This window comes from Ruminococcus sp. 1001713B170207_170306_F1 (assembly GCF_015668065.1).
In the GTDB taxonomy this organism is placed as follows: Bacteria; Bacillota; Clostridia; order Lachnospirales; family Lachnospiraceae; genus Blautia_A; species Blautia_A faecis.
In genome coordinates this window covers 62,118-81,981 of the sequence record NZ_JADPEX010000009.1, presented here as the reverse complement: position 1 = coordinate 81,981, position 19,864 = coordinate 62,118, and the positions used below count along the sequence as shown (strand labels likewise).

14 protein-coding genes are annotated in these 19,864 nt (G+C 43.6%); 12 read left to right on the top strand and 2 right to left on the bottom strand.

The window, feature by feature from the left end:
* Positions 1 to 3 precede the first annotated feature (3 nt).
* From I4V84_RS20120 to srtB, 6 genes are all read left to right on the top strand, one after another.
* Positions 4 to 132 (top strand): hypothetical protein, encoded by a 129-nt coding sequence (locus tag I4V84_RS20120; RefSeq protein WP_272113140.1) that lies wholly within the window; start codon positions 4 to 6, stop codon positions 130 to 132.
* Positions 133 to 178: 46 nt separating this feature from the next.
* Positions 179 to 733 carry a hypothetical protein gene (locus I4V84_RS07645; protein ID WP_118580591.1) on the top strand — a complete coding sequence of 185 codons (555 nt, stop codon included), beginning with the start codon at positions 179 to 181 and terminating at the stop codon, positions 731 to 733.
* A gap of 20 nt (positions 734 to 753) precedes the next feature.
* Entirely contained in the window at positions 754 to 2,028 is a 1,275-nt protein-coding gene (locus tag I4V84_RS07640; protein WP_195991522.1) for an ERF family protein, read from the top strand.
* Between the two features lie 48 nt (positions 2,029 to 2,076).
* Positions 2,077 to 3,333: a hypothetical protein gene (locus I4V84_RS07635; protein ID WP_118580594.1), complete on the top strand. Its 1,257-nt coding sequence runs from the start codon at positions 2,077 to 2,079 to the stop codon at positions 3,331 to 3,333.
* 154 nt (positions 3,334 to 3,487) lie between these two features.
* On the top strand, positions 3,488 to 9,892 hold the full coding sequence (locus I4V84_RS07630) for a SpaA isopeptide-forming pilin-related protein (protein ID WP_334286032.1): 6,405 nt from the start codon (positions 3,488 to 3,490) through the stop codon (positions 9,890 to 9,892).
* A 67-nt stretch (positions 9,893 to 9,959) separates the two neighbouring features.
* Positions 9,960 to 10,688, top strand: coding sequence for a class B sortase (gene srtB, locus I4V84_RS07625; RefSeq protein WP_195991521.1), 729 nt, complete (start codon positions 9,960 to 9,962; stop codon positions 10,686 to 10,688).
* 82 nt (positions 10,689 to 10,770) lie between these two features.
* Here the strand turns inward: srtB and I4V84_RS07620 are convergent, their stop codons facing one another.
* Together I4V84_RS07620 and I4V84_RS07615 are read right to left on the bottom strand one after the other, a co-directional pair.
* Positions 10,771 to 11,142 carry a type II toxin-antitoxin system RelE/ParE family toxin gene (locus I4V84_RS07620; protein WP_118580600.1) on the bottom strand — a complete coding sequence of 124 codons (372 nt, stop codon included), beginning with the start codon at positions 11,140 to 11,142 and terminating at the stop codon, positions 10,771 to 10,773.
* On the bottom strand, positions 11,139 to 11,447 hold the full coding sequence (locus I4V84_RS07615) for a type II toxin-antitoxin system RelB/DinJ family antitoxin (protein ID WP_118580603.1): 309 nt from the start codon (positions 11,445 to 11,447) through the stop codon (positions 11,139 to 11,141). The genes I4V84_RS07620 and I4V84_RS07615 overlap by 4 nt, the downstream gene beginning before the upstream one ends.
* A gap of 204 nt (positions 11,448 to 11,651) precedes the next feature.
* On the opposite strand from I4V84_RS07615, the gene I4V84_RS07610 reads away from it, so the two are divergent.
* The 6 genes from I4V84_RS07610 to I4V84_RS07585 all read left to right on the top strand — a co-directional run bounded on the left by I4V84_RS07610 (position 11,652) and on the right by I4V84_RS07585 (position 19,860).
* Positions 11,652 to 11,801 carry a hypothetical protein gene (locus I4V84_RS07610; protein WP_226855071.1) on the top strand — a complete coding sequence of 50 codons (150 nt, stop codon included), beginning with the start codon at positions 11,652 to 11,654 and terminating at the stop codon, positions 11,799 to 11,801.
* A 428-nt stretch (positions 11,802 to 12,229) separates the two neighbouring features.
* Positions 12,230 to 12,820: a single-stranded DNA-binding protein gene (locus I4V84_RS07605; protein ID WP_195991520.1), complete on the top strand. Its 591-nt coding sequence runs from the start codon at positions 12,230 to 12,232 to the stop codon at positions 12,818 to 12,820.
* Positions 12,821 to 12,837: 17 nt separating this feature from the next.
* Positions 12,838 to 13,230 carry a hypothetical protein gene (locus I4V84_RS07600; RefSeq protein WP_177968737.1) on the top strand — a complete coding sequence of 131 codons (393 nt, stop codon included), beginning with the start codon at positions 12,838 to 12,840 and terminating at the stop codon, positions 13,228 to 13,230.
* The gene (locus tag I4V84_RS07595; RefSeq protein ID WP_177968738.1) at positions 13,227 to 15,449 is read left to right on the top strand and encodes an ATP-dependent RecD-like DNA helicase; all 2,223 of its coding nucleotides are present in this window, start codon (positions 13,227 to 13,229) and stop codon (positions 15,447 to 15,449) included. Before I4V84_RS07600 ends, I4V84_RS07595 begins: the two co-directional genes overlap by 4 nt.
* 69 nt (positions 15,450 to 15,518) lie before the next feature.
* Entirely contained in the window at positions 15,519 to 17,300 is a 1,782-nt protein-coding gene (locus tag I4V84_RS07590) for a hypothetical protein (RefSeq protein WP_195991519.1), read from the top strand.
* Positions 17,301 to 17,316: 16 nt separating this feature from the next.
* The gene (locus tag I4V84_RS07585; RefSeq protein WP_195991518.1) at positions 17,317 to 19,860 is read left to right on the top strand and encodes a hypothetical protein; all 2,544 of its coding nucleotides are present in this window, start codon (positions 17,317 to 17,319) and stop codon (positions 19,858 to 19,860) included.
* Positions 19,861 to 19,864 lie beyond the last annotated feature (4 nt).

Sequence of the window (19,864 nt, the reverse complement as noted above, 5' to 3'; positions counted from 1 at the left end):
ATAATGACAAAGGCAGGAACCCCTGTCTTTTTGTATGAAGGAGGAACATATGCAGTATCCGGACTGGGTTATGGAAGCAAAAAAATCCAGGGAATTACTTTCGTGGATACAGGATCCGGTACACAGTATTAAAAAGTTTCATAGCCAGCTATTCATAAAGTGCCAGGAAGAAAACTGCATGTTATTTTATGCAGCTTCTCCTTGGAGGGATTGTTTACAGCTTCGGAAACCAAAGCTTTGCAGCATACTTTATCTGCCGGATTATTCTTTGTATGAGGCAGATTCTGTATTCTATCAGGCGGTCGGGATACCTGCCGATTTTCTTTTTCCGACGAAAGAAAGTCTGAAGAAAGAGGTGGAAATGAAGGTTACCCATTTGGTGAAAAACATGATGGATACAAACTGGGATCAGCTTTTGCTTAAGTACCAGCACCAGAGGAGTAGCCTTGTTCCAAATATAAACCGGATACAGGTAGAGGAAACTTCCAAGAGATTCCTGGAGGCTGGAATAAAGCCTGAGGAGCTGTTTTACAGTCCAAGCTTTACCTTTGAAAAAGCGCAGATGGAATATACGGATGTGATGTTTCTTTACACCTTGAACCATGCGAAGAAGGCTGTAAAAATGATCGCAGATAAGTGGCTTTCGGAATCTTTTTGGGAGATTTCGCAAAAAAGAATCTACATTGGCTGTGTGCGGGAAGAAATGAAAGAGCTGCAAAAAGGTGCAGCATAAAATAAGGAGGAACTGAATTTATGGGTAAATATGCGTATCTGAACCTGACTCAGAAAATGATCAAAATAAGAAAGATGGTGCCAAAGCTGTTAAGAAAACGTTACAGCGAAGAGGTGCCCTATGATTTTGTGAGATTGGATGATGTCTATGAATACCTCACCCCTGCCTTAAATAAATACGGCGTGGATTTTGAGGTCCTTGGTGAAGTATCTACGCAGTTGGATGCTTCTGGAAATCCAGCCTATCTGACACCGTTTGGCAATATGTGGCGGTATGAAGCGGATTTAAAGCTTTGCTGGACAAATGCAGATCATCCAGAAGAAAAAAATTACAGTGATATTCATGTAGTCGGAACCAATGAGGTTCCAGACAAGGCCAAAGGTGCAGCCTGGAGCTACGGACTGAAGTATTATTTATTAAATAAATTCAACATCGTCCAGGCGACCACCGAGGATCCGGATATGCGAGGCCCTGCTCCGGATGGCGATAAAACAAAAAAAGAAAAAAGTGAGGAACCAAAGAAACCTGCAAAAAAACAGAACCAAAATGCGGTGCAGACAGAGCCAAAGAAGAAGGAAGCCAAAGAAGAGTCTGAAAATCCCCCGAAATCTGACTCTGCTTTCACTTCTACAAAAGAAACCGGGCAGTCTTTGAAGCAAAAAGAAACTACCTTGAAGACCGTTCGTAATGGAAACAGCAGAAGCAGTAAAAAGGCTGTTCCGGTTTCGGATGATTCTTTTGATCTTGAAATCAGTCCTGACGAGATCCGGGATGCACGCAAAGAGGAGGATGAAAATTTGCCTGGCCAGATGCAGTTTGGCATGGAAGAAAAAGATCTGGAAGAGAGTTTTCTGGAGGAAAACGAGTCTGAAGAAGAAACGCTTGGTACAAGTGAGGAACCCTTAGAGGAAACAGCAGATGAGATGCCAGACGAAGTGCCCGAGGATACAGAGCGTTTTGAAGCAGAAGCGGAAGAAATTTCTGGTGAAACCGAGGAAGAAGAGTTTCATTTTGTTCGTGCAGAAGACGAAAACCCCTTTGCAGATGACAGCGAAGAGGAAACAGACGAAGGCTTCGGTATGGAATCTGAGGAAGAAGAGCTGGAACGTGCCAGAAAGGTAATGTGCAATTTTGGTCTTTTTAGTGGAAAGACGCTCGGTGAGATGATGGAAAACCCAAAAGGGGCAGACACAGTCAGATGGATGGCAACCGGTTATTACGGCAGCAACATGGAAATGGTAAATGCTGCAAAGATTATTGTGGCACATGAAAAACAGAACAGACTTGCAGCATAAACGTATTGTGGCTCCGGGAGAACGGAGCCACATTTTTTAGGAGGGATTATGTACGAACATCCATTTACCATAAAAGAAGTGGCGTGGTTACTGTCCATACGGTGCCTTGAAGGAGGATCAGATCAGGAGTTTCCGGTGGAATGCCCCTATTGTGGCGATACCAGAGGAAAATGCAGCTTTTGCATTAGCAAAAATGGGGAAATCAAAAACGTTTTCCATTGTTTCCACTGCGGGCAGGGCGGAAATATGCTTACCCTGTATGCAGACATTATGGGGCTTTATGGAGAAGACCGGTGCAAAACAGCTTATCAGGAAATCATAAACCGCTTGGAAAATGGCGGTCAGGTGACAGGAAGTACCTATAAAAAGATAACTTGCCGTTACAAGGCCAAAACGGACGAGGTTAAAAGATCCCCAGAATACGTGGACCTTGTGTACCGTCAGATGCTTTCCCTTTTGCAGCTTCACACCCTGCATAAACAGGACTTGAAAAGACGTGGTGTGACAGATCCGGAAATAAAGGAACTGGAACGAAAGGGCTATAAAAGCATTGAACCCAAAAAGGCAGGGACTATTGCGAAAAAACTATTGGAAAAAGGATTTAGGCTGGACGGAATCCCAGGTTTTTTTCGGAATCGGGACGGCATGTGGGAAGCTTCGTTTTATGAGGGAAACAGAGGCTACCTGTGCCCTGTGTATTCCCTGAATCATAAAATAAAGGGCTTTCAGATCCGGGTTGACCATCCGGTGAACAAAAGAAAATATATCTGGTTTACAAGCAGTGGGTTTGATGGAGGGACTTCAAGTGGCAGCCCGGCCGGGGTGTCCGGCTATATAAGCCCGGTACAAAGGAGCATCCATGTAACAGAAGGAATTTTAAAGGCAGAGCTTGCCAGCCTAAGAAGCGGATATCCTTATATTGGAATCCCAGGGGTTGGAAACTATAAAAGTCTGTTGCCTGTGCTTGCAGATTTAAAAAGCAGGGGGTTACAGACCGTGTACGAATGTATGGATATGGACAAAATGATGGATCTTACCTGCCGTTGTGACTGTATGGAAAAGTGCATCGTATGTGGGACACCAGAACGGTTGTTGAGAAAGCAGGAGTGCCCACAAAAAAGGAGAAAGCGTGATACCATCCGGAAAGGATGCCTTAAACTGTACGACATGTGCGAAAAGCTTGGGTTAAACTGCCAGAGAATCAGCTGGGACACGGATACAGACGGTTTGTGGCTCGGCAATTACAAGGGCGTGGATGACTGGATTTACAGCAAGCCACCAGAAGAAAAAGAGAGTTTTTATTGATTTAGTCAAATAAAAGGGGATCTGAAATCTGTATTCAGGTCTCTTTTTATCTGGCTAAACAGGCCAGTAGAAAGGAGAAAAAGATGGAAATCAGGGACAGACCATGCCTGGTAAAAACCAGGGACAGACCATTATCTAGGAGAGGAGAAAAACATTGGGTAAATTTAAGGGAAAAAGGTGGCTTGCAGGTGCAATGGCGGTTATGCTGTGCTGCAGCAGCTTCCTTCAGACAGGTGTTTTTACAGTATCCGCTGAAGCGGAGGCAGAAGTGGCACAGGAAGCTATGCAGGAACCTGCGGTCGTAGAAAAAACAGAAGAGGAACTGATTACAGAAACCGTTACGGATCCGGCTTTTGCCATCACAATTGAACAGGGAACCGACTTTGAAGTAGAGAAGGATTTTACAGGGTTAGGCTTAAAAGATGGTGACAGGGCAGAACTGAAAAAGGCTGCCATGGAGGACGGAACCACATTTGATTCTGGAAGACCGGGGATCTATAAATGTGTTTACCGGATCACACCCAAAGAAGGTGATTCTTATCTGGTTGCAAGAACCATTACCGTAACTGAAAAAGAACCAGAAACCCAGGCTGCTGGAAATTCCGGTTCTGAGGAGTCTGGGGACAGCGAAGATCCTGACCCTTTGCCGGAACAGCCAGCAGTTGCTGTGGAAGTTCCGGCAGAAGAGGAAAAAAAGGATGCAGATCTGGCAGAGATACCAGTAGAAGGTGAAGAAGCAGATGTGTCTATAGAAACGGAAGTGGATACAGAAGTGGATACAGAAGAGAAACCGGAGAACACAACAGAGACAGTTATTCAAGAGGATGATGGTTTTGGTTCCGAGATTCTGCCAGAGGAAGAGTTTGACTCTGAACTGGAACGCGCTGAGGAAGAGAACACTGTGGATCCGGAGACCGGCTTGACGCTTGGCGAAGTGTTGGAGCAGGCAGAGGAACAGGAAATTGATTTTTTAAGCCTGGAAGAGGGCGAAACGGTTTCTTTTATTGCTACCTATGCCAGCACCAGAACCGATGTGGATGTGACAAGGGGAACCTGCTATTACTACAGTGATTATGGGCTTGGCAGTTATCTGACCTATAAATATACGGTCAAATTTGACAATGTCAGTGCAACCGCTTATTGTATTCAGCCCTCGAAAAACAGCCCTGGGGATGGTGTGTATAAGATCACCAAACTTGGGGATGGCAAAAAGCTTGCAAAAGTGTGCTACTACGGAACCAAAGCTTCTGGTGTAAATGGCTTTTTCAAACAGGAACATCCGGATTTTTCTGCAGGGAAACAGTTTGTTATCACTCATTTGGCCGTGTCTTATGCAAGCGGAGGTGACGATGCTTTTTCCGGGGCAAACTCTACCGGACAGGCTCTTGCCATGGAACTTTATGAATACTGCATGGCACAGCCGGATATCCCGGATGTTGCCATGGAGTTTTCCAATGACAACGTAACTGCTTATATAGATGGAAATGAGCAGCGTACCGAAGAAATCAAGTTTAAAGCGGATTCCTTACAGAACATTACCATGAAGCTTCCATCTGGCGTGGTTTTCCATAACGTGGATACAGGAGAAGCAAGTGCTGCCGGAGTCAGTATAAAATTATATGGTGGAACTACTTTTTACTTATCCGCACCGCTTGACCAGGCGGCAAAGGTAGCGGGAGCCTGGAAGTCTACGATGAAAGGTTACATTACGAAAGACTTTTCGGCGTATAAAGTAACGACCGGTACCGATACCCAGAACCTTGCCCTGGTATTTGGTGAGGGCGTCGACGATGAAAAATTCATAGATTTTTCCGTCACCTGGCTTCAGCAGGCTACTATCGAGATTATCAAAAAAGATAGGGGCTCCAATGCCCTGTTAGCAGGTGCGGTCTATGGTGTCTATAGCGACGAGGCATGCCAGAACCTGATTACAGAAATGCCGCCAACGGATGCAAATGGCGTTTCTTCTGTGACAATTGACAAAACCCAGGATGTGGTTTACTTAAAAGAGATCACAGGTCCCTCTGGCTACCTTGTGGATGCTACCGCCCACGGCGTGTCACTTGTGATGGGAAGCAAAGTTACACAGGAGCTGTTTGACGATGAGAAAAAGGCTTCCCTTACCGTTTACAAAGAGGGTGAGGTATTAACAGGGGCAGATGTAACGGATGAAAAGGTAACCTTCCGTTATGAAACAAGAAGGCAAAAAGGTGCGGTATATAATGTCTATGCAGGAGAGGACATTGTGGCTGCAGATGGATCTACTATTTATCAGAATGGTGCCCTTGTAAAAGAAGGTCTGACAACCGGTGAAGACGGAAGTGCAACCCTTGATAACTTAAACATAGGAACCTACGTGGTAACCGAGACACAGGCACCGGATAAGCTGGTCTGCACAGGCGAATCCCAAACCGTAACCTTATCAGCTGCCGGTGAAAATGAAGAAGTTTCTTTTAGCACGGTTACCTTTACCAACGACAGACAAAAAGCCTCCGTATCTTTGGTAAAACAGGATGGGGAAACCAGACAGCCGCTTACAGGTGCTGTTTTTGGAATGTATGCAGGGAATGATATTGTATCTGCAGACGGGAATGTGATCGTCAGAAAAGACACCCTGATTGAAAAGGTAGCTACTGGTACGGATGGAAAAGCAGGTTATACCGCAGACCTTCCGGTTAACAATTCCTACTATATCAAAGAACTTCAGGCACCCCAGATGTACGTGTTAAATACTTCTGATGTTTATTCCTTTGCATTTAATTATGCAGGGGATAAAGAGAAAAAAGTAGAATTTACACATACTTTTACAGATGAGCGCGTCCGTGTGAATATCCATCTTACAAAGGAAGACAGTGAGACGGGAAAGAACGCACAGGGAGATGCAACTTTAGAAGGTGCTGTTTATGGCCTATATGCAAGGGAAGCAATTGGTTACCCGGATGGCAGCAGCGGTGTCCTTTATCCAAAAGACGCCCAGGTTGCTACACTTACCACCGACAAAGCTGGAAATGCAAGTGTATCCGGTCTCTATCCTGGAAAATACTATGTAAAAGAGATTACTCCGCCTGCAGGTTATGTCCTGGATGAAGAAGAGCATGATGTGGAAGGCGGTTATGAAGGTGACCAGTTGAAAGAAATCGATTGTACCATTACAGTTGCCGAGAATGTGAAAAAACAGCCGTTCCAGCTGATTAAGGCTGCAAATAACGGAAAAACAGATGCCGATCTGTTAAAAGGCGCCGGATTTTCCGCTTATCTCGTAAGCAGCTTAAGTACAAAAGAGGATGGTTCCTATGATTTTGCAAATGCCGTTCCTGTAGTACTGACAGAAGATGGAAAGACCGAGATCTTTACAGACGAAAAAGGCTATGCCTGCACAATCCCCCTTCCATATGGAACTTATGTGGTAAGGGAAACCACAACACCGCATAATTTTAAACCGGTTGCTGATTTTACGGTTATAATCAGCGAAAATAAGTCAGAGCCACAGGTTTGGCGGGTCCTTTTAGACGGAGAATTTTCTGCAAAACTAAAAATCATTAAACAGGATGATGAAACCAAGAAGCCGGTCCTGGTTGCAAACACCGAGTTTAAGATTTACAACCTGGATGAAGGAAAATACGTGGAGCAGACCACAACTTATCCAAGTACCGTTACCCATAAATCTTATTTTACGGATGAAAATGGTTATCTGATTCTGCCAAGTGCCTTAAAATGTGGCAACTACCGCATTGAAGAAGTGACTGCCCCGGACGGCTATACCCAGAATACCAATTTCGTTGAGATTAAAGTAGACAGCAACACTGCTTACCAGATGGATTCCACAACTGGGGATGCGATCATCACGGTTGTCTATGAGAACCATCCGGCAAAAGGAAAGCTCATCATCCATAAATCTGGGGAAACCTTAAAATCTTTCAAAAAAGATTTTATCTACGAGGAAACTTCCCTTTCTGGTGCTGAGTTTGCGGTTTATGCCGCAGAGGATATTTATACCCCGGATCACCAGGTGGATGAAGCGGGCAACCGCACTGTCATTTACCCAAAAGATACGCTGATCCAGAAGGTTACCACAGATGAAAAAGGAGAGGCCATTCTAAATGATCTGCCCCTTGGTACCTACCGTGTTGTGGAAACCAAAGCACCAACCGGGTTTGTCATTAACTCGGACAGCCAGGAGCTTACCTTCCTGTATAAAGATCAGAACACTCCAGTTGTGGAAGAAACCGTGGAATTTTCCAATAAGCGCCAGAAGGTAGAACTTAAAGTGGTGAAAGAGGATGCCGAAACTGGTAAAAAGCTGGAAGGTGCCGAGTTTGGAATTTATAACAATAATGACATTTATTCCGGCGATAAGGTAATTGTAAAGGCAGATACCCTGCTTCAGAAGGTAAAGAGTGACAAAAATGGACTGGCACAGATTACCCTGGACCTGCCGCTTGGCAAGTATTATGTGAAAGAGCTTCAGGCACCGGATGGCTATGTTTCCTCGGATGAAATCCTGGAATTTGATGCCAGCTACCAGGGACAGGATGTAAAAGTAATCAAATTAAAAGCCACCAAGAAAAACCAGCCAACCACCGTGGAAATCACAAAGGCAGATGTAACGACCGGCGTGGAACTGGACGGAGCTTCCTTAATTATCCTAAATAAAAAAGGCGAAGTGGTAGATTTCTGGACATCTGTAAAAGACAAGCCGCATGTAATCAAAGGCTTAAAGGTTGGAGAAATCTATACTCTCAGGGAACAGATCGCACCATACGGCTATTTACGCACCACTGATATCAGCTTTCAGATTTCCGATACCGCTGAGGTACAGAAGGTAAAGATGGAAGATGATGTGCCGATTGCCCGCCTTCTGGTAAATAAAAAAGGTGAGTTTTTAGATGATGTAACTTTGCTTGACAATGCAAAAGGTGTGGTGGAACATTTCTTTAGTTATGTAACTGGAAGTCTGATGGATGTTTCCTTTAACGTGTACGCGGCTGAGGATATTAAAGCAGCGGATGGTGTCAGTGAAAATTACTATACAAAAGATCAGCTGGTGGGTACCATCACAACGGATGGAACAGGTATCGCAGAGCTTGACAATCTGCCTCTTGGTAAATATTACATTATCGAAAAAGAAACCTCCTATGGATATGTATTGGATGATGAGCCAAGATATGTAGACCTTACCTACCGTGACCAGGACACCCCGGTGGTAACCTATAGTGCAGACTGGCAGAACCGACGCCAGAAGGTGCAGGTAAATGTTCTGAAAAAAGAAAAGGACAGTGACAAGGTTCTTTCCGGAGCCATTTTTGGACTGTTTGCAGCGGAAGATATTGTATCGGCAAGCGGCAAAGTCCTGATTGAGAAGGATACCATCATTGAACTGAAGACCACAGATGAAAGCGGCTGGATCCACTTTATGGCAGACCTTCCAATCAGTGCAAAGTATTACCTCAAGGAAATCTATGCACCAAACGGGTATGTGCGTGGAACCGAAACACAGGAGTTTACCTTTGAGTACCAGGGAGATAAAACCACCCAGGCAGTCTATGAATTTACTTTTGAGGATGTGCAGACTTCTGTGGAGCTTTCCAAGGCGGATTTAACAGATGGAAAAGAACTTCCAGGCGCGTCCTTGCAGGTTTTAGATTCCAATGGAACTGTAGTAGAAGAATGGATTTCTACCGATGAGCCACATCTGATCCGTGGCCTGCTGGTAGGCGAAACCTACACCATGGTAGAAACCAAACCGGCAGATGGCTACACCACCGCAGAAAGTATTGAATTTAAGGTGGAAGATACGGCCGAGGTTCAAAAACACCAGATGCTGGATGATGTGACAAAAGTAGAAATTAGTAAAACGGACGTGACAGATTCCAAGGAAGTACCTGGCGCAAAATTAACCATCCTGGACAAAGATGGAAAAGTGGTGGAAAGCTGGGTATCAAAAAAAGATCCGCATATGGTGGAGAAGCTTCCAGTTGGAACCTATACCCTTCGGGAAGAACAGGCACCAGATGGTTACCTGGTTGCAGAAGAGGTATCTTTTGAGGTCAAAGATACTGGAGAAATCCAGAAGGTGGAAATGAAAGATGCCCGCCCAGTTGGAAAACTGGTTCTTAAGAAAACCGATGCAGAAGATGGCTCCCCTCTTGCTGGAGCAGAGTTTGAACTTCGGATCAAGAAATCTGGAAAAGTTGTGGCAACCCTTGTCACAGATGAAGAGGGCGTTGCTACAAGCGGAGATATTCCAATCGCTTCTTATAAAGATGGAAAGATGAAAAAAGAAATCGAGTATATCCTGGTTGAAACCAAAGCGCCGGATGGCTATGTGAGAAGCGAAAAAGAGGAATCCATTGTATTTACCTACCAGGATGATAAGACAAAAGAGATCGAGATCACAAAAGAGCTTACCAATGAGCGGATCCCGACTGGTGACTATGTAAAATCCCCGAAAACTGGGGATGATACCAATATCTGGCTGCCAATCCTTCTTCTTGTTTTATCCGTTGGAGGAATAGCCGGAATCTTCTGGTACACCAAAAAGAAAAATCACGAGGAATAAGAAAACTGGACTGTCACGTTTGTGGCGGTCCTTTTTTCTTGCAAAAACATTGGAAATGGAGGAAGTTATGAAGCAGGTAAAAGAAATGGGGATTGTAGCGGTGTGCCTTTTGCTGCTTGGCTTTGGTATCTGTATGGGAATCGGAACTTATCTTATGTACCGGGATGGAGAAGAGGAATATGACAACCTGCGGGAATACGTTGCCGTGGAAGAACCAAAAGAAAGGAAAGATGGAGAAACACCAGAGGAAAACCAGGAAGAAACGGTTACCGTGGATTTTGAAGCTCTAAAGAAAATAAATCCAGAGATCATTGCCTGGATACGGATCACGGACACCAGGATTGATTATCCGGTTGTGCAGGGAACTGACAATGAATATTATCTGAAGCATACCTTTAAAAAGACGGAACATGTGGCAGGAAGTATTTTTCTGGATAAAGATAATAGTCCGGATTTTACCAACCGTAAAACTATTCTATACGGGCATAATATGAAAGATGGCAGCATGTTTCAGGGGCTGCATAAATATGAAAGTGAATCGTATTTACAGGAGCATAATAAGGTATATCTGTATTTACCAGATGGGGAAGCCTTAACCTATACCGTCATAAAATGTGGCTATGTAAAAGCGGATAGTGATACCTTCTGGCTGGGAGAACAGGTGGAGACCAGGACACTTTTGTTATCCACCTGCGGCTCTGATTCTTCAAAACGGCTAGTGCTTTTTTGTGAACTGCCAGAGAAAGGTGAAGAGTCAGAGACAAATGGTGAGGATATAAGTATAGAAGTCTTTTAATTGCAGGAAGTTAAAATGCCATCTTTGATAGCAAAATTATCAAAGATGGCATTGTTTAGAAAGTGAAACTTAATTCGAGTTATTATGGCGTTTCCATATTTGCAGAAAAGGAAGTTATGGTCTCTGATTGCTTTGTGTGAAATTTTAACTGATTTTCAATATCACGTCCAGCGTACATTACTCTAAGAATTGTTACGACTTTCTTATTGGAATCAGGAATATAAAATATCACATAATTATCTACAGGTAATACACGAAGTCCACGACTTTTCCATGGTTCATTTTCATATTTTCGATACCGTTCTGGCATAATATCCAGACTTAAAATCTGTTCTTCAAGACGATCAAGCTGTCCGCTTGCATTTTCAGGGGATTGCAATTCAAATGCAATATATTCAAAAATCCCTCTTAAATCGTTGTCAGCCTGTTCAGATAATTCAACCTCATAGATCATATGCCATAATCATTGCGGATATCTGCAAAGGCTTTTTTCGCATTTTTAGCCCGTCCAGCTTGCATATCCGAATATCCTTTCTCCAATTCTTCATTGAATTCTGTTTCAGATAATGTATGAATGTCAACTGGTCTTGAAGATGGTAATTTCACTTCAAATGGAAGTCCCCTCTGTAAAATAATCTGTTTATAAAACATATTAATAGCACTGGAAGCTGGAATTCCAAGCGTAGACAAAATGTTTTCTGCTTTTTCTTTTACATCTGGTTCGATTCGTGCATATAAATTTGCTGATTTTGCAGCCATATAGATCCGCTCCTTTCAAGAGAAATAAGATATCTATAGTTATTATACACAAATGTCAGTACAATAGCAATACAATCTTGGGATTGAATCAGGTATAAATGGTGAATAGCTACTGTTCTGGAGACGATAAGATATATAGCAGAATATCTTCTTGACTATGATATATATCGCGATATGTACTAAACATAGAAAAGGAGCTTTGCTATGATGACAGCAAAATTGTTTGAAGATGCAGTGCAGAGTGCAACGGTGGAATCTGTTCATGCAGATTATATCATTACAAGAAATTTGAAAGATTTTACCAAAAGTAAAGTTATGGCATTTACACCAACCGAACTTTGGGCAAGAATTTGACTCTTGTGGTAAAAATGAAAAACATATTGTTTATAACACAAAATACAGAAAATGAATTATAACACAAAATACAGAAAATGAATTGTTGACGCATACTATATCTTGTGTTATTATGATTTTGAGATTTGTATTTGTGCCTGTAAAACAGGTAAAAAAATTTGGTTTCGGAGAAGCCCGAAAGAAAAATATGAGGAACATGGTTCCTGCCTTTTGTGAGAAATTAGGTCATTTAGAATGAAACGTTCTAAGTGGCCTTTTTTTATTGCAAAAAAACAAATACGAATCAACATCTTGAAAGGAGGAAAAATAAAAAATCCAAAAGAAAGGAGATCGGAAGAACTGGTAAAAGAAGGAAAATGATAACGGACATTTGGGATTCATTCTGAATGTTTTTTGTTATCGAATCAAAAACAACAAGGAGTGTGCACATGAATAAGTCTATATTTATCGGACGGATGGCAACGGATCCAAAGGTGATGTCTTCAGCGGGAAAAAAGACAGTCGCGTATTTTCGGATTGCGGTTGAGCGAAATTTCAAGCAGGAAGGAGCTCCGAATGCTGATTACTTTAGCTGTGTCACATTTGGGGAAAGAGCTGAGTTTGTAGCAAAGTATTTTTATAAGGGCAAAAAAATCGCTTTAGAGGGCGAGATGCATAATGATAACTATACAGGTAATAGTGGCGAAAAAGTATATGGTATGAGACTGCTTGTAAACGACATTGAGTTTGTAGACAGTAAGGACGAAAGTGAAAATGTGAGCCAGAACGGACGTACCAATCGGAATTCCTCACAGCCCTCACGAAATAGTGGATCAAATTCCAATGGACGATCCAGCCAGAATCCAGGAAATTCCTATCAAAATTCGCCATACTACAAAAACACGAACCAGGGGAAAACAAACCGTACAGGAAGTAAACCACAAAGAGCCCAGTCTTCACGCCAGAATTCACAAAACCGCTACAACGTAGATGAGAAATTTATGAATATGGGAAATGAAGAGATGGGAGATTTTTGCTGATAACAAAGGAGAAAAAAATGGAACGAGTAAAAAAATGGTGCCAGGCACACCAAAAAGCCTGCCTGATAACTGGAATTATAGGAATGCTTTTGTCACCCTTTTTATGGCCGCTGTTTTTAGCAGTGATTGTACAGAGTCTGACACTGGGCCTTCCAATTGCAGCAGGTATCTATTGTTACAAATATCTGAATGAAAAAAAGGAGAATCCGAATGAGAATGATGAACAAAAACGCAGCCACCCTGAAACCAAGAAACCAGCTCCCGGTAAAGTACGCGGTCATGCTGAAGCGCCCGGTGGCGTTCAAAAGAGTCCGGATGAAACGCGGTCAGAATCGGTAAAACAGAGGAGAAAGCAAGGAAGAAAACAGGGAAGAAAAAGAGGTGTTTCCGGAGGTGATGGACCAAAATGAAATGTAAAGCAGTCCGGTGTATCTATTACAATGCAGGAAATGGATACACCGTTGCCTCCTATGTGACGGAAGAAACCCTTCCCAAGGAAGTAAGCAGCCAGAAAAATGGCAGATATGGCATGTTTATGGCAATTGGAAATGAGCTTCCGACTGAGGATGGCCTTGAAGTAGAACTGAACGGAACCTGGAAAGACGGAAAATTTGGAATGCAGTATAAGGTTTCTTCTTTTCAGATTGTATTACCCACGAGCACAGAAGGAATCAAGGCATACCTGGCCTCTGACATTATTAAGGGAATCGGGCCAGTGCTTGCCGAGCGGATTGTAGACCGTTACCAGGAAAATACGTTTGAAGTTCTTGAAAAAAATCCTGAGAAGTTACTGGAAATCAAAGGCATTACCCGAAAAAAGCTCTCAGAGATTCTGGAAGGATACCGTGGCAGCGAGACTTTGCGGCAGTTAATGGTGACCTTATCTCCCTTTGGGGTGACACCAAGGAAGGTGGCGCAGATCCAGGAACACTTTGGAAATGCAGCCCCACTCATCATTCAGAACACGCCATTTCGTTTGTGCGAGATTCCTGGGTTTGGATTTCTAACGGTGGATCCGATTGCGGTAAAAGCAAAGAATTTTAAGCCAGATGAGCCTATGCGGATCAAAGCAGCGATTCTTCATATTATGTCGGAAGCAGAAGGCGAAGGCCATCTATACCTGACTTGTGAGGAAATCTTAAAGCGGACAGCCCTGCTTTTAAATCATAAAAAGGAAACCGGACTGGTGCCAGAAAGAGCCATCCGGGATGCCGGAAATGAAATGATCCGTAAGGATGGGACCCTGGTGTGTAGTGATGGCGGATTTTATTTAAAGAATAGTTTTCGTGCAGAACTTGGAGCCGCTGCATCTCTGGTTAAACTGATCCTGCGAGGTGGGACACAAAGTTATCAGGTGGACTCCATTATAAGCAGCATTCAGAAAAAAGAGAAGATTCTACTAAATGTCAGGCAAAAAGAAGGAATTTTAAGAGCATTTCAATATCCGGTTACCATCATTACCGGAGGACCTGGACGTGGAAAGACGACAGATATCAGCTTTATCATTGAGGTAGAGAAAATTCTTCATAAGAACGCGGAGATACTGTTATGTGCTCCAACTGGTCGTGCCAGACGAAGGATGAGTGATTGTACTGCTTATCCCGCTCTGACGATTCATAAAGCAATTGGGTTAAAAGGAGAAGCGGGTGAGGAAGAATGGGACGAAGAGAGTATGCTGGAGGCATCTCTTATCATTGTGGATGAGTGCAGTATGATCGACATGCCACTTATGGATAAGTTTTTGTCTCGGGTGCCTATTGGAACCCGCCTGGTATTCTTAGGCGATAAAGACCAGCTGGAATCAGTGGGACCGGGAAATGTATTTAAAGAGATGATCGAGTCCGGTGTGATCCCAGTTACAATACTAACAGAGAGCTTCCGTCAGGAAGGAAAATCCACGATTATTCAGAATGCGGATAAGATAAACGAAAGGAAAACCAATCTGTTTTTTGATGATACGTTCCAGTTTTATCCGGCAAAAGATGATGAAGAAGCAGCTGAAATTATCCAGAAGCTCTACCGGGAAGAACTTCAAAAAAACGAAAACCGGGTAGAAGGGGTTCAGGTGCTCTCCCCGCTTCGAAAGGATACGAAGGTAGGTGCAGATGCATTAAATCCTGTCCTTCGGGATATCGTGAATCCGAAGCGGTACGGTTATCCGGAAATTAAGAATGGATCGACTACATATCGGGAGAGAGATCTCGTTATGCAGCTGAAAAATGAGGAAGATGTGGCAAACGGTGACGTGGGAGAAGTCCTAAATATCTATAAAGCAGACGGGAAAAGCAGGATGCGTGTAGATTTTGGGGATGGAAAAATCATGGAATATACCGAAGGGGATATATGGCCGTTAAATCTGGCTTACTGTATCACCGTCCATAAGGCACAGGGCTCGGAATATCCAGTAGTGATCCTGCCGATGCTCACCTGTTTTTATCGGATGCTGCGGAAAAATCTTTTCTATACCGCAGTCACAAGAGCAAGGCGTGGGGTGAAAATAGTAGGAAGTAAAAAGGCAATGGTAATCGCAATCAATAACGATACGGTGAGCAAACGAAATACCATGTTTGGTTACCGGATCAAAAAGATTTACAAAGCCTACCTGGAACAGGAAAAGAAATCAGCATAACAAACAAAGATCAGCAGGATATGAGACGCAAAATGCTCATACCCTGCTTTTCCATATGGAGGAATCAAAATGCCAGAAATCTGTTTTTATGAACCGTGGACCTATCAATTGTCATTGCCGGAAAAAATTGAGGCATATTTAAAGTTTGCAAAGAAAAAAAGAATCAGCTATGAAGCGGAAGACTGCTCCAGATATAATACGCGGACAAATGGAAAATCTGCCAAGCTTCATCCGCCTACTTTGGCTGCTATTTTTAAGCTTTTTGGAATGAAAGAAAAAGAAGAAGGTGCTGCCGGAATTCAGCTGGCAGAAAAGTCTGTTCGTTATTTTTGCCTGGAATACCCGGTGGAGCAGGAACTTTGTGTCATGACGTATAATTATCAAAACGGAAGATTCTGTGGAATTAGAAAGAAAAATGATCCCGCAGGAGAAACAACAAAGATGCCTGGTGTTTTAAAGGGAAAATCTACCGGGGAGGAGTATCTTGCAATGCTTGTCTATGCAAGTATAGTTCCCGAAAGCCAGTATTACGACGATGAGTTTCATACCTGCTTTGATGAACTGAAACGTGCTGTAAAAGCAGGACTGGCGGGGCAGGCACTCAAAATGTCCTTTCGCTGTTGTGATAACCTGTATCTGCGGATGACTGCCACAACGGAGGATGCCATTTCTTTTGACCGGAACCAGTTTGCGGAAGGAAAACTGAAGGATAGTTTTCACCCCTTTGACCTGAACTCCGGAATTTATGCGCCAAATGCCTGTATAATTGGTACTTTTAAGGTGCTGGGAGTAAAAGGAAGGAAGAAAGGTGCTGCTATTTCGGAGTTAAAAAAGGAATATGCAGGACATTTTAACTGCCGGCATAGTGAAAAAGAGAGGATCCCCACGCTTCCAGAGGATTACATTGTGAGCCAGGAGGTGGAAGAAATCCTGGAAATGGTCGTTCATACCCCGGCAAGACTTTTTATGATGACGGGGGAAGCTGGAACTGGAAAAACCACAGATGCCAGGATGATCGCACAGATATTAGGTCTTCCCTATTATGTATTTACCTGTGGACCTGGTACAGATGAGCTGGAGCTTCTTGCAAGTACGGTTCCAAACATGGGAACGAAAAACAAAACGCTTCCAGTGCTTCCAGTCTTTTACGACCTTCAGATGGATCCAGCTTCCGCACTTTGTGTACTTAGCGGAAACTATGAAGAGGGCATTTCAGAAGAAGCTGCATTTGAAAAACTTTTGCGCCTTGCGTATGAAAAAGGATATGAAAGTGCAAGGGCAGAGAAGGATTTTTTGTTGCGGGAATCGGAAATCATAAAAGCGTGCCGTCTTCCTTCCGTTTTGGAAATTCAGGAGCCGTCCATGATTGAAAAACCAGGGACGCTTACAAGACTGAACTCTCTTTTTGATGATGGAGCGGTGACAGATCTGATTAATGGGGAAAAAATAAAGAGAAATAAAGATACCATTGTGATTATGACTACAAACCTGGATTATGTGGGCTGCGGAAATTTTAACCAGTCGGTCTTATCCCGTATGAGCCTGATCCAGCCCAAGCAAAATCTCACAGAAGAGGAAATGAAGCGGCGGGTTATTGCACGTACCGGATATGGGGATGAGAAAGGCTTAAACTTTATGGTTTCGGCCATTCAAAAAATTCATGCTTATTTGAAGGAAGAAGATCTTCAGGATGGTGTGTGCGGCTATCGGGAACTGGAAAACTGGGTGCGTACCTTTCAGGCAATTAAAGATGTCAGGCGCGCGGCACAGGTTGCGGTTATCAGTAAAGCCACAATGGATCCGGAGGAACAGGAACATCTGATGAAGACCTATGTGGAACCGTATTGTTAGAAACGGGAGAATCGAAATGAAGGATACTTATAGAGAGCGGATCAAGGAAGAACAAAAAAAGTTAAGCCCCAGTCAGGTCTTTTTTTCAGAAGGTTACCGGAAACTTTTTCGGGACCTTGCAAATGAAGTGGCAGGGGAAAAACTGGAGCAGCTGCTTTTGTACCAGAGTACAGAAGACGGACTGGCAGGCTGGAATGATGGGAAACGAATCGGCATCAACATTGGCAATCTCATCACAGGCAGCTTTTTAGAACTGGAACAAAAAAGTGACAGCCTGATCGGGATATTAGGACATGAATGCGGCCATGCCAGATTTACGGATTCTGCACTTCGGAAAGTCTATGTGCAGAACATGCTGGCAGGCGTCTGGTATCCGGATGCACCAGAGCCGGAAAACGAGGACGAAGAAAAAGCCCTGAATGAGATGGATACCTGTCTGGCCGGGAAAAATCCAGTGGTGGTTCCCCTTCTGACAGAATGTGCGTCTTATATCAGCAACCTTTTAAATGATGTGTACATAGAGGAAAAGATGTGCAGCCTGTTTCCTGGAAGTATCAAAAAAGGAATTCTGATCAACCGGAGACGAAACGTGGAATGGATTCCCCCGTTAAAAGAACTGCTAGAGGGAAATTCAGATCCGGTTTCTGTTTTTTTAAAGGTACTTGTACAGTATGCCCTCCGGGGATATGCCAATTCCTGGAATATGGAAAGCTGTGAGATGCTGGATACCTTAAATGAAGTGAAGCATTTTGTGGATCTGTCAGTAACAGCGGACAGTGACCTGATCCGTTACCAGGCCACCAACCAGATTCTGCTTAAGATGTGGAAGTATTTTCGGAATCTTTTGGAAGAACTGAAGCAGGAATGCAAGGAACCAGAAGAAAACGAGGAAGAGCCACCGCAGGAGGAAGAACCGTCGGAAGCAGAAATGTCTCAGGAAGAACCGTCGGAAAAAGAACCGGCAGAAGTGGACGAGCCACCGGAGGAACCGTCGCAGAAAGAACCACCGCAGGAAGAACCGGCAGAAGAAAAATCAGCAGGGGAAGAAAATTCTACAGAGGAAGATAGAAAAGAGGCATCCCAGGGAAATGGAAAATCCATGGGAGAAGAGGAAGAAGAATCCTCCACAGAAGAAACGGAATCCAAAGGGGAAGAAGAACCTGTAAAAAAAAGTGATACTTCTGGAGATAACAACCGGGAAGCTTCTAAGCAGACCGGGGAGGAGTCTCCAAATTCTTCAGAGAAGGAAAATAAATCAGAAACGGTATCTGAGAAAGCTTCTTCAGAAGAGAAATCTAAGGAAGCTGTAGGCGGTAAAGAAGGTCCAAAAGATTTTTCTTCGGATTCCTCCGATGAGGATCTTCCGACAGATGTATCCGGAAATGGAAAGGACGAGGCGAAAACCGGGAAACAAACAGAAGAACTGACGGAAGAACAACTAAAAAAGCTGGAGGCAGCTATGGGGGAGTATCTAAAAGAACTGACCGAAGATCTTCCCAAATTTATTCAGGAATCGGAAGTGGATGAGACTGCCTTACCGGAACTTGAAAATGCCACGGTGGTCCAGGTTTCGAAAGAGGATAAGGAAGAACGGGAAGGCGCAGATGAAAAATCTGACCTTATACTGCAAAAAATCCTTTTAGATTTAGTATCAGAAACCGTGGACCAGGACATGGGAGTAGAAGCCCAAATCCGTCTGCAGGAGGAACTGGATGGAATGGAATTTGAAGCAGCCCATAACATGGTAAAAAAAGAGGTTCTGTATAAGAACACCTTCACAGAAACAGAAAAAAGCTGGCTGTCTGCATATGAAGCTTCGGCAAGAAAGGTAGAAAAAAGGCTTCGGACCAGGCTTCTTCCAATCCTGGAAAACCAGAAGGAACGGACGGAACGTCGGATGTATCTTGGAAAAAAGCTGGATATGCGTGCCATTGCGGATCCAGGCGGTGCCGTATATAAGCGGACATTTCCCGGAAAGAAAACAGATGCGGTGGTCTGCGTGTTGGTGGACAATTCTGGTTCCATGATAGGCCATCGTATAGAAGCAGCCAAGGTAGCAGCCCTCACCTTATACGATTTTTGCAGACAAGCCGGAATCCCCATTCTGGTTTACGGGCACCATACGGATGGTTACGATCATCGTGATCCAAGTGGGGAAACTGTTTATTTTCATAGTTATGCAGAGTTCGAGGAAGACAGAAATGACCGTTTGCGGATCATCACTATGGAAAACGATGGCAGTAACCGGGACGGGGCAGCCCTTCTATTTATGGCAAATAAGCTTTTAAAACGTCCGGAAAAACAAAAACTGTTGTTCCTTATCAGTGACGGACTGCCAAATGCAACCTGTTATTTTGGAAGCTATGCTATAGCAGACTTAAAAAAAATCAAGGAAAAGCTCGGAAAGAAAGGAATTTTGTTTCAGGCAGCAGCGATTGGCTGGGATAAAGAAGCTATCCGGAAGATTTATGGAAATGCCTATCTTGATATATCAAGCTTAGAGCAGCTTCCCATCCGACTGACAAAGCAGCTGGCAAAATTACTTCGAAGAGTAAACTAAAAGG

What these genes read in the sequence shown, in the direction of transcription:
- I4V84_RS07615 (WP_118580603.1), bottom strand. Translation starts at nt 11,447, where the DNA reads ATGGCTGCAAAATCAGCAAATTTATATGCACGAATCGAACCAGATGTA.
- I4V84_RS20120 (WP_272113140.1), top strand. Translation starts at nt 4, where the DNA reads ATGACAAAGGCAGGAACCCCTGTCTTTTTGTATGAAGGAGGAACATAT.
- I4V84_RS07605 (WP_195991520.1), top strand. Translation starts at nt 12,230, where the DNA reads ATGAATAAGTCTATATTTATCGGACGGATGGCAACGGATCCAAAGGTG.
- I4V84_RS07640 (WP_195991522.1), top strand. Translation starts at nt 754, where the DNA reads ATGGGTAAATATGCGTATCTGAACCTGACTCAGAAAATGATCAAAATA.
- I4V84_RS07635 (WP_118580594.1), top strand. Translation starts at nt 2,077, where the DNA reads ATGTACGAACATCCATTTACCATAAAAGAAGTGGCGTGGTTACTGTCC.
- I4V84_RS07645 (WP_118580591.1), top strand. Translation starts at nt 179, where the DNA reads ATGTTATTTTATGCAGCTTCTCCTTGGAGGGATTGTTTACAGCTTCGG.
- I4V84_RS07585 (WP_195991518.1), top strand. Translation starts at nt 17,317, where the DNA reads ATGAAGGATACTTATAGAGAGCGGATCAAGGAAGAACAAAAAAAGTTA.
- I4V84_RS07590 (WP_195991519.1), top strand. Translation starts at nt 15,519, where the DNA reads ATGCCAGAAATCTGTTTTTATGAACCGTGGACCTATCAATTGTCATTG.
- srtB (WP_195991521.1), top strand. Translation starts at nt 9,960, where the DNA reads ATGAAGCAGGTAAAAGAAATGGGGATTGTAGCGGTGTGCCTTTTGCTG.
- I4V84_RS07595 (WP_177968738.1), top strand. Translation starts at nt 13,227, where the DNA reads ATGAAATGTAAAGCAGTCCGGTGTATCTATTACAATGCAGGAAATGGA.
- I4V84_RS07610 (WP_226855071.1), top strand. Translation starts at nt 11,652, where the DNA reads ATGATGACAGCAAAATTGTTTGAAGATGCAGTGCAGAGTGCAACGGTG.
- I4V84_RS07600 (WP_177968737.1), top strand. Translation starts at nt 12,838, where the DNA reads ATGGAACGAGTAAAAAAATGGTGCCAGGCACACCAAAAAGCCTGCCTG.
- I4V84_RS07620 (WP_118580600.1), bottom strand. Translation starts at nt 11,142, where the DNA reads ATGATCTATGAGGTTGAATTATCTGAACAGGCTGACAACGATTTAAGA.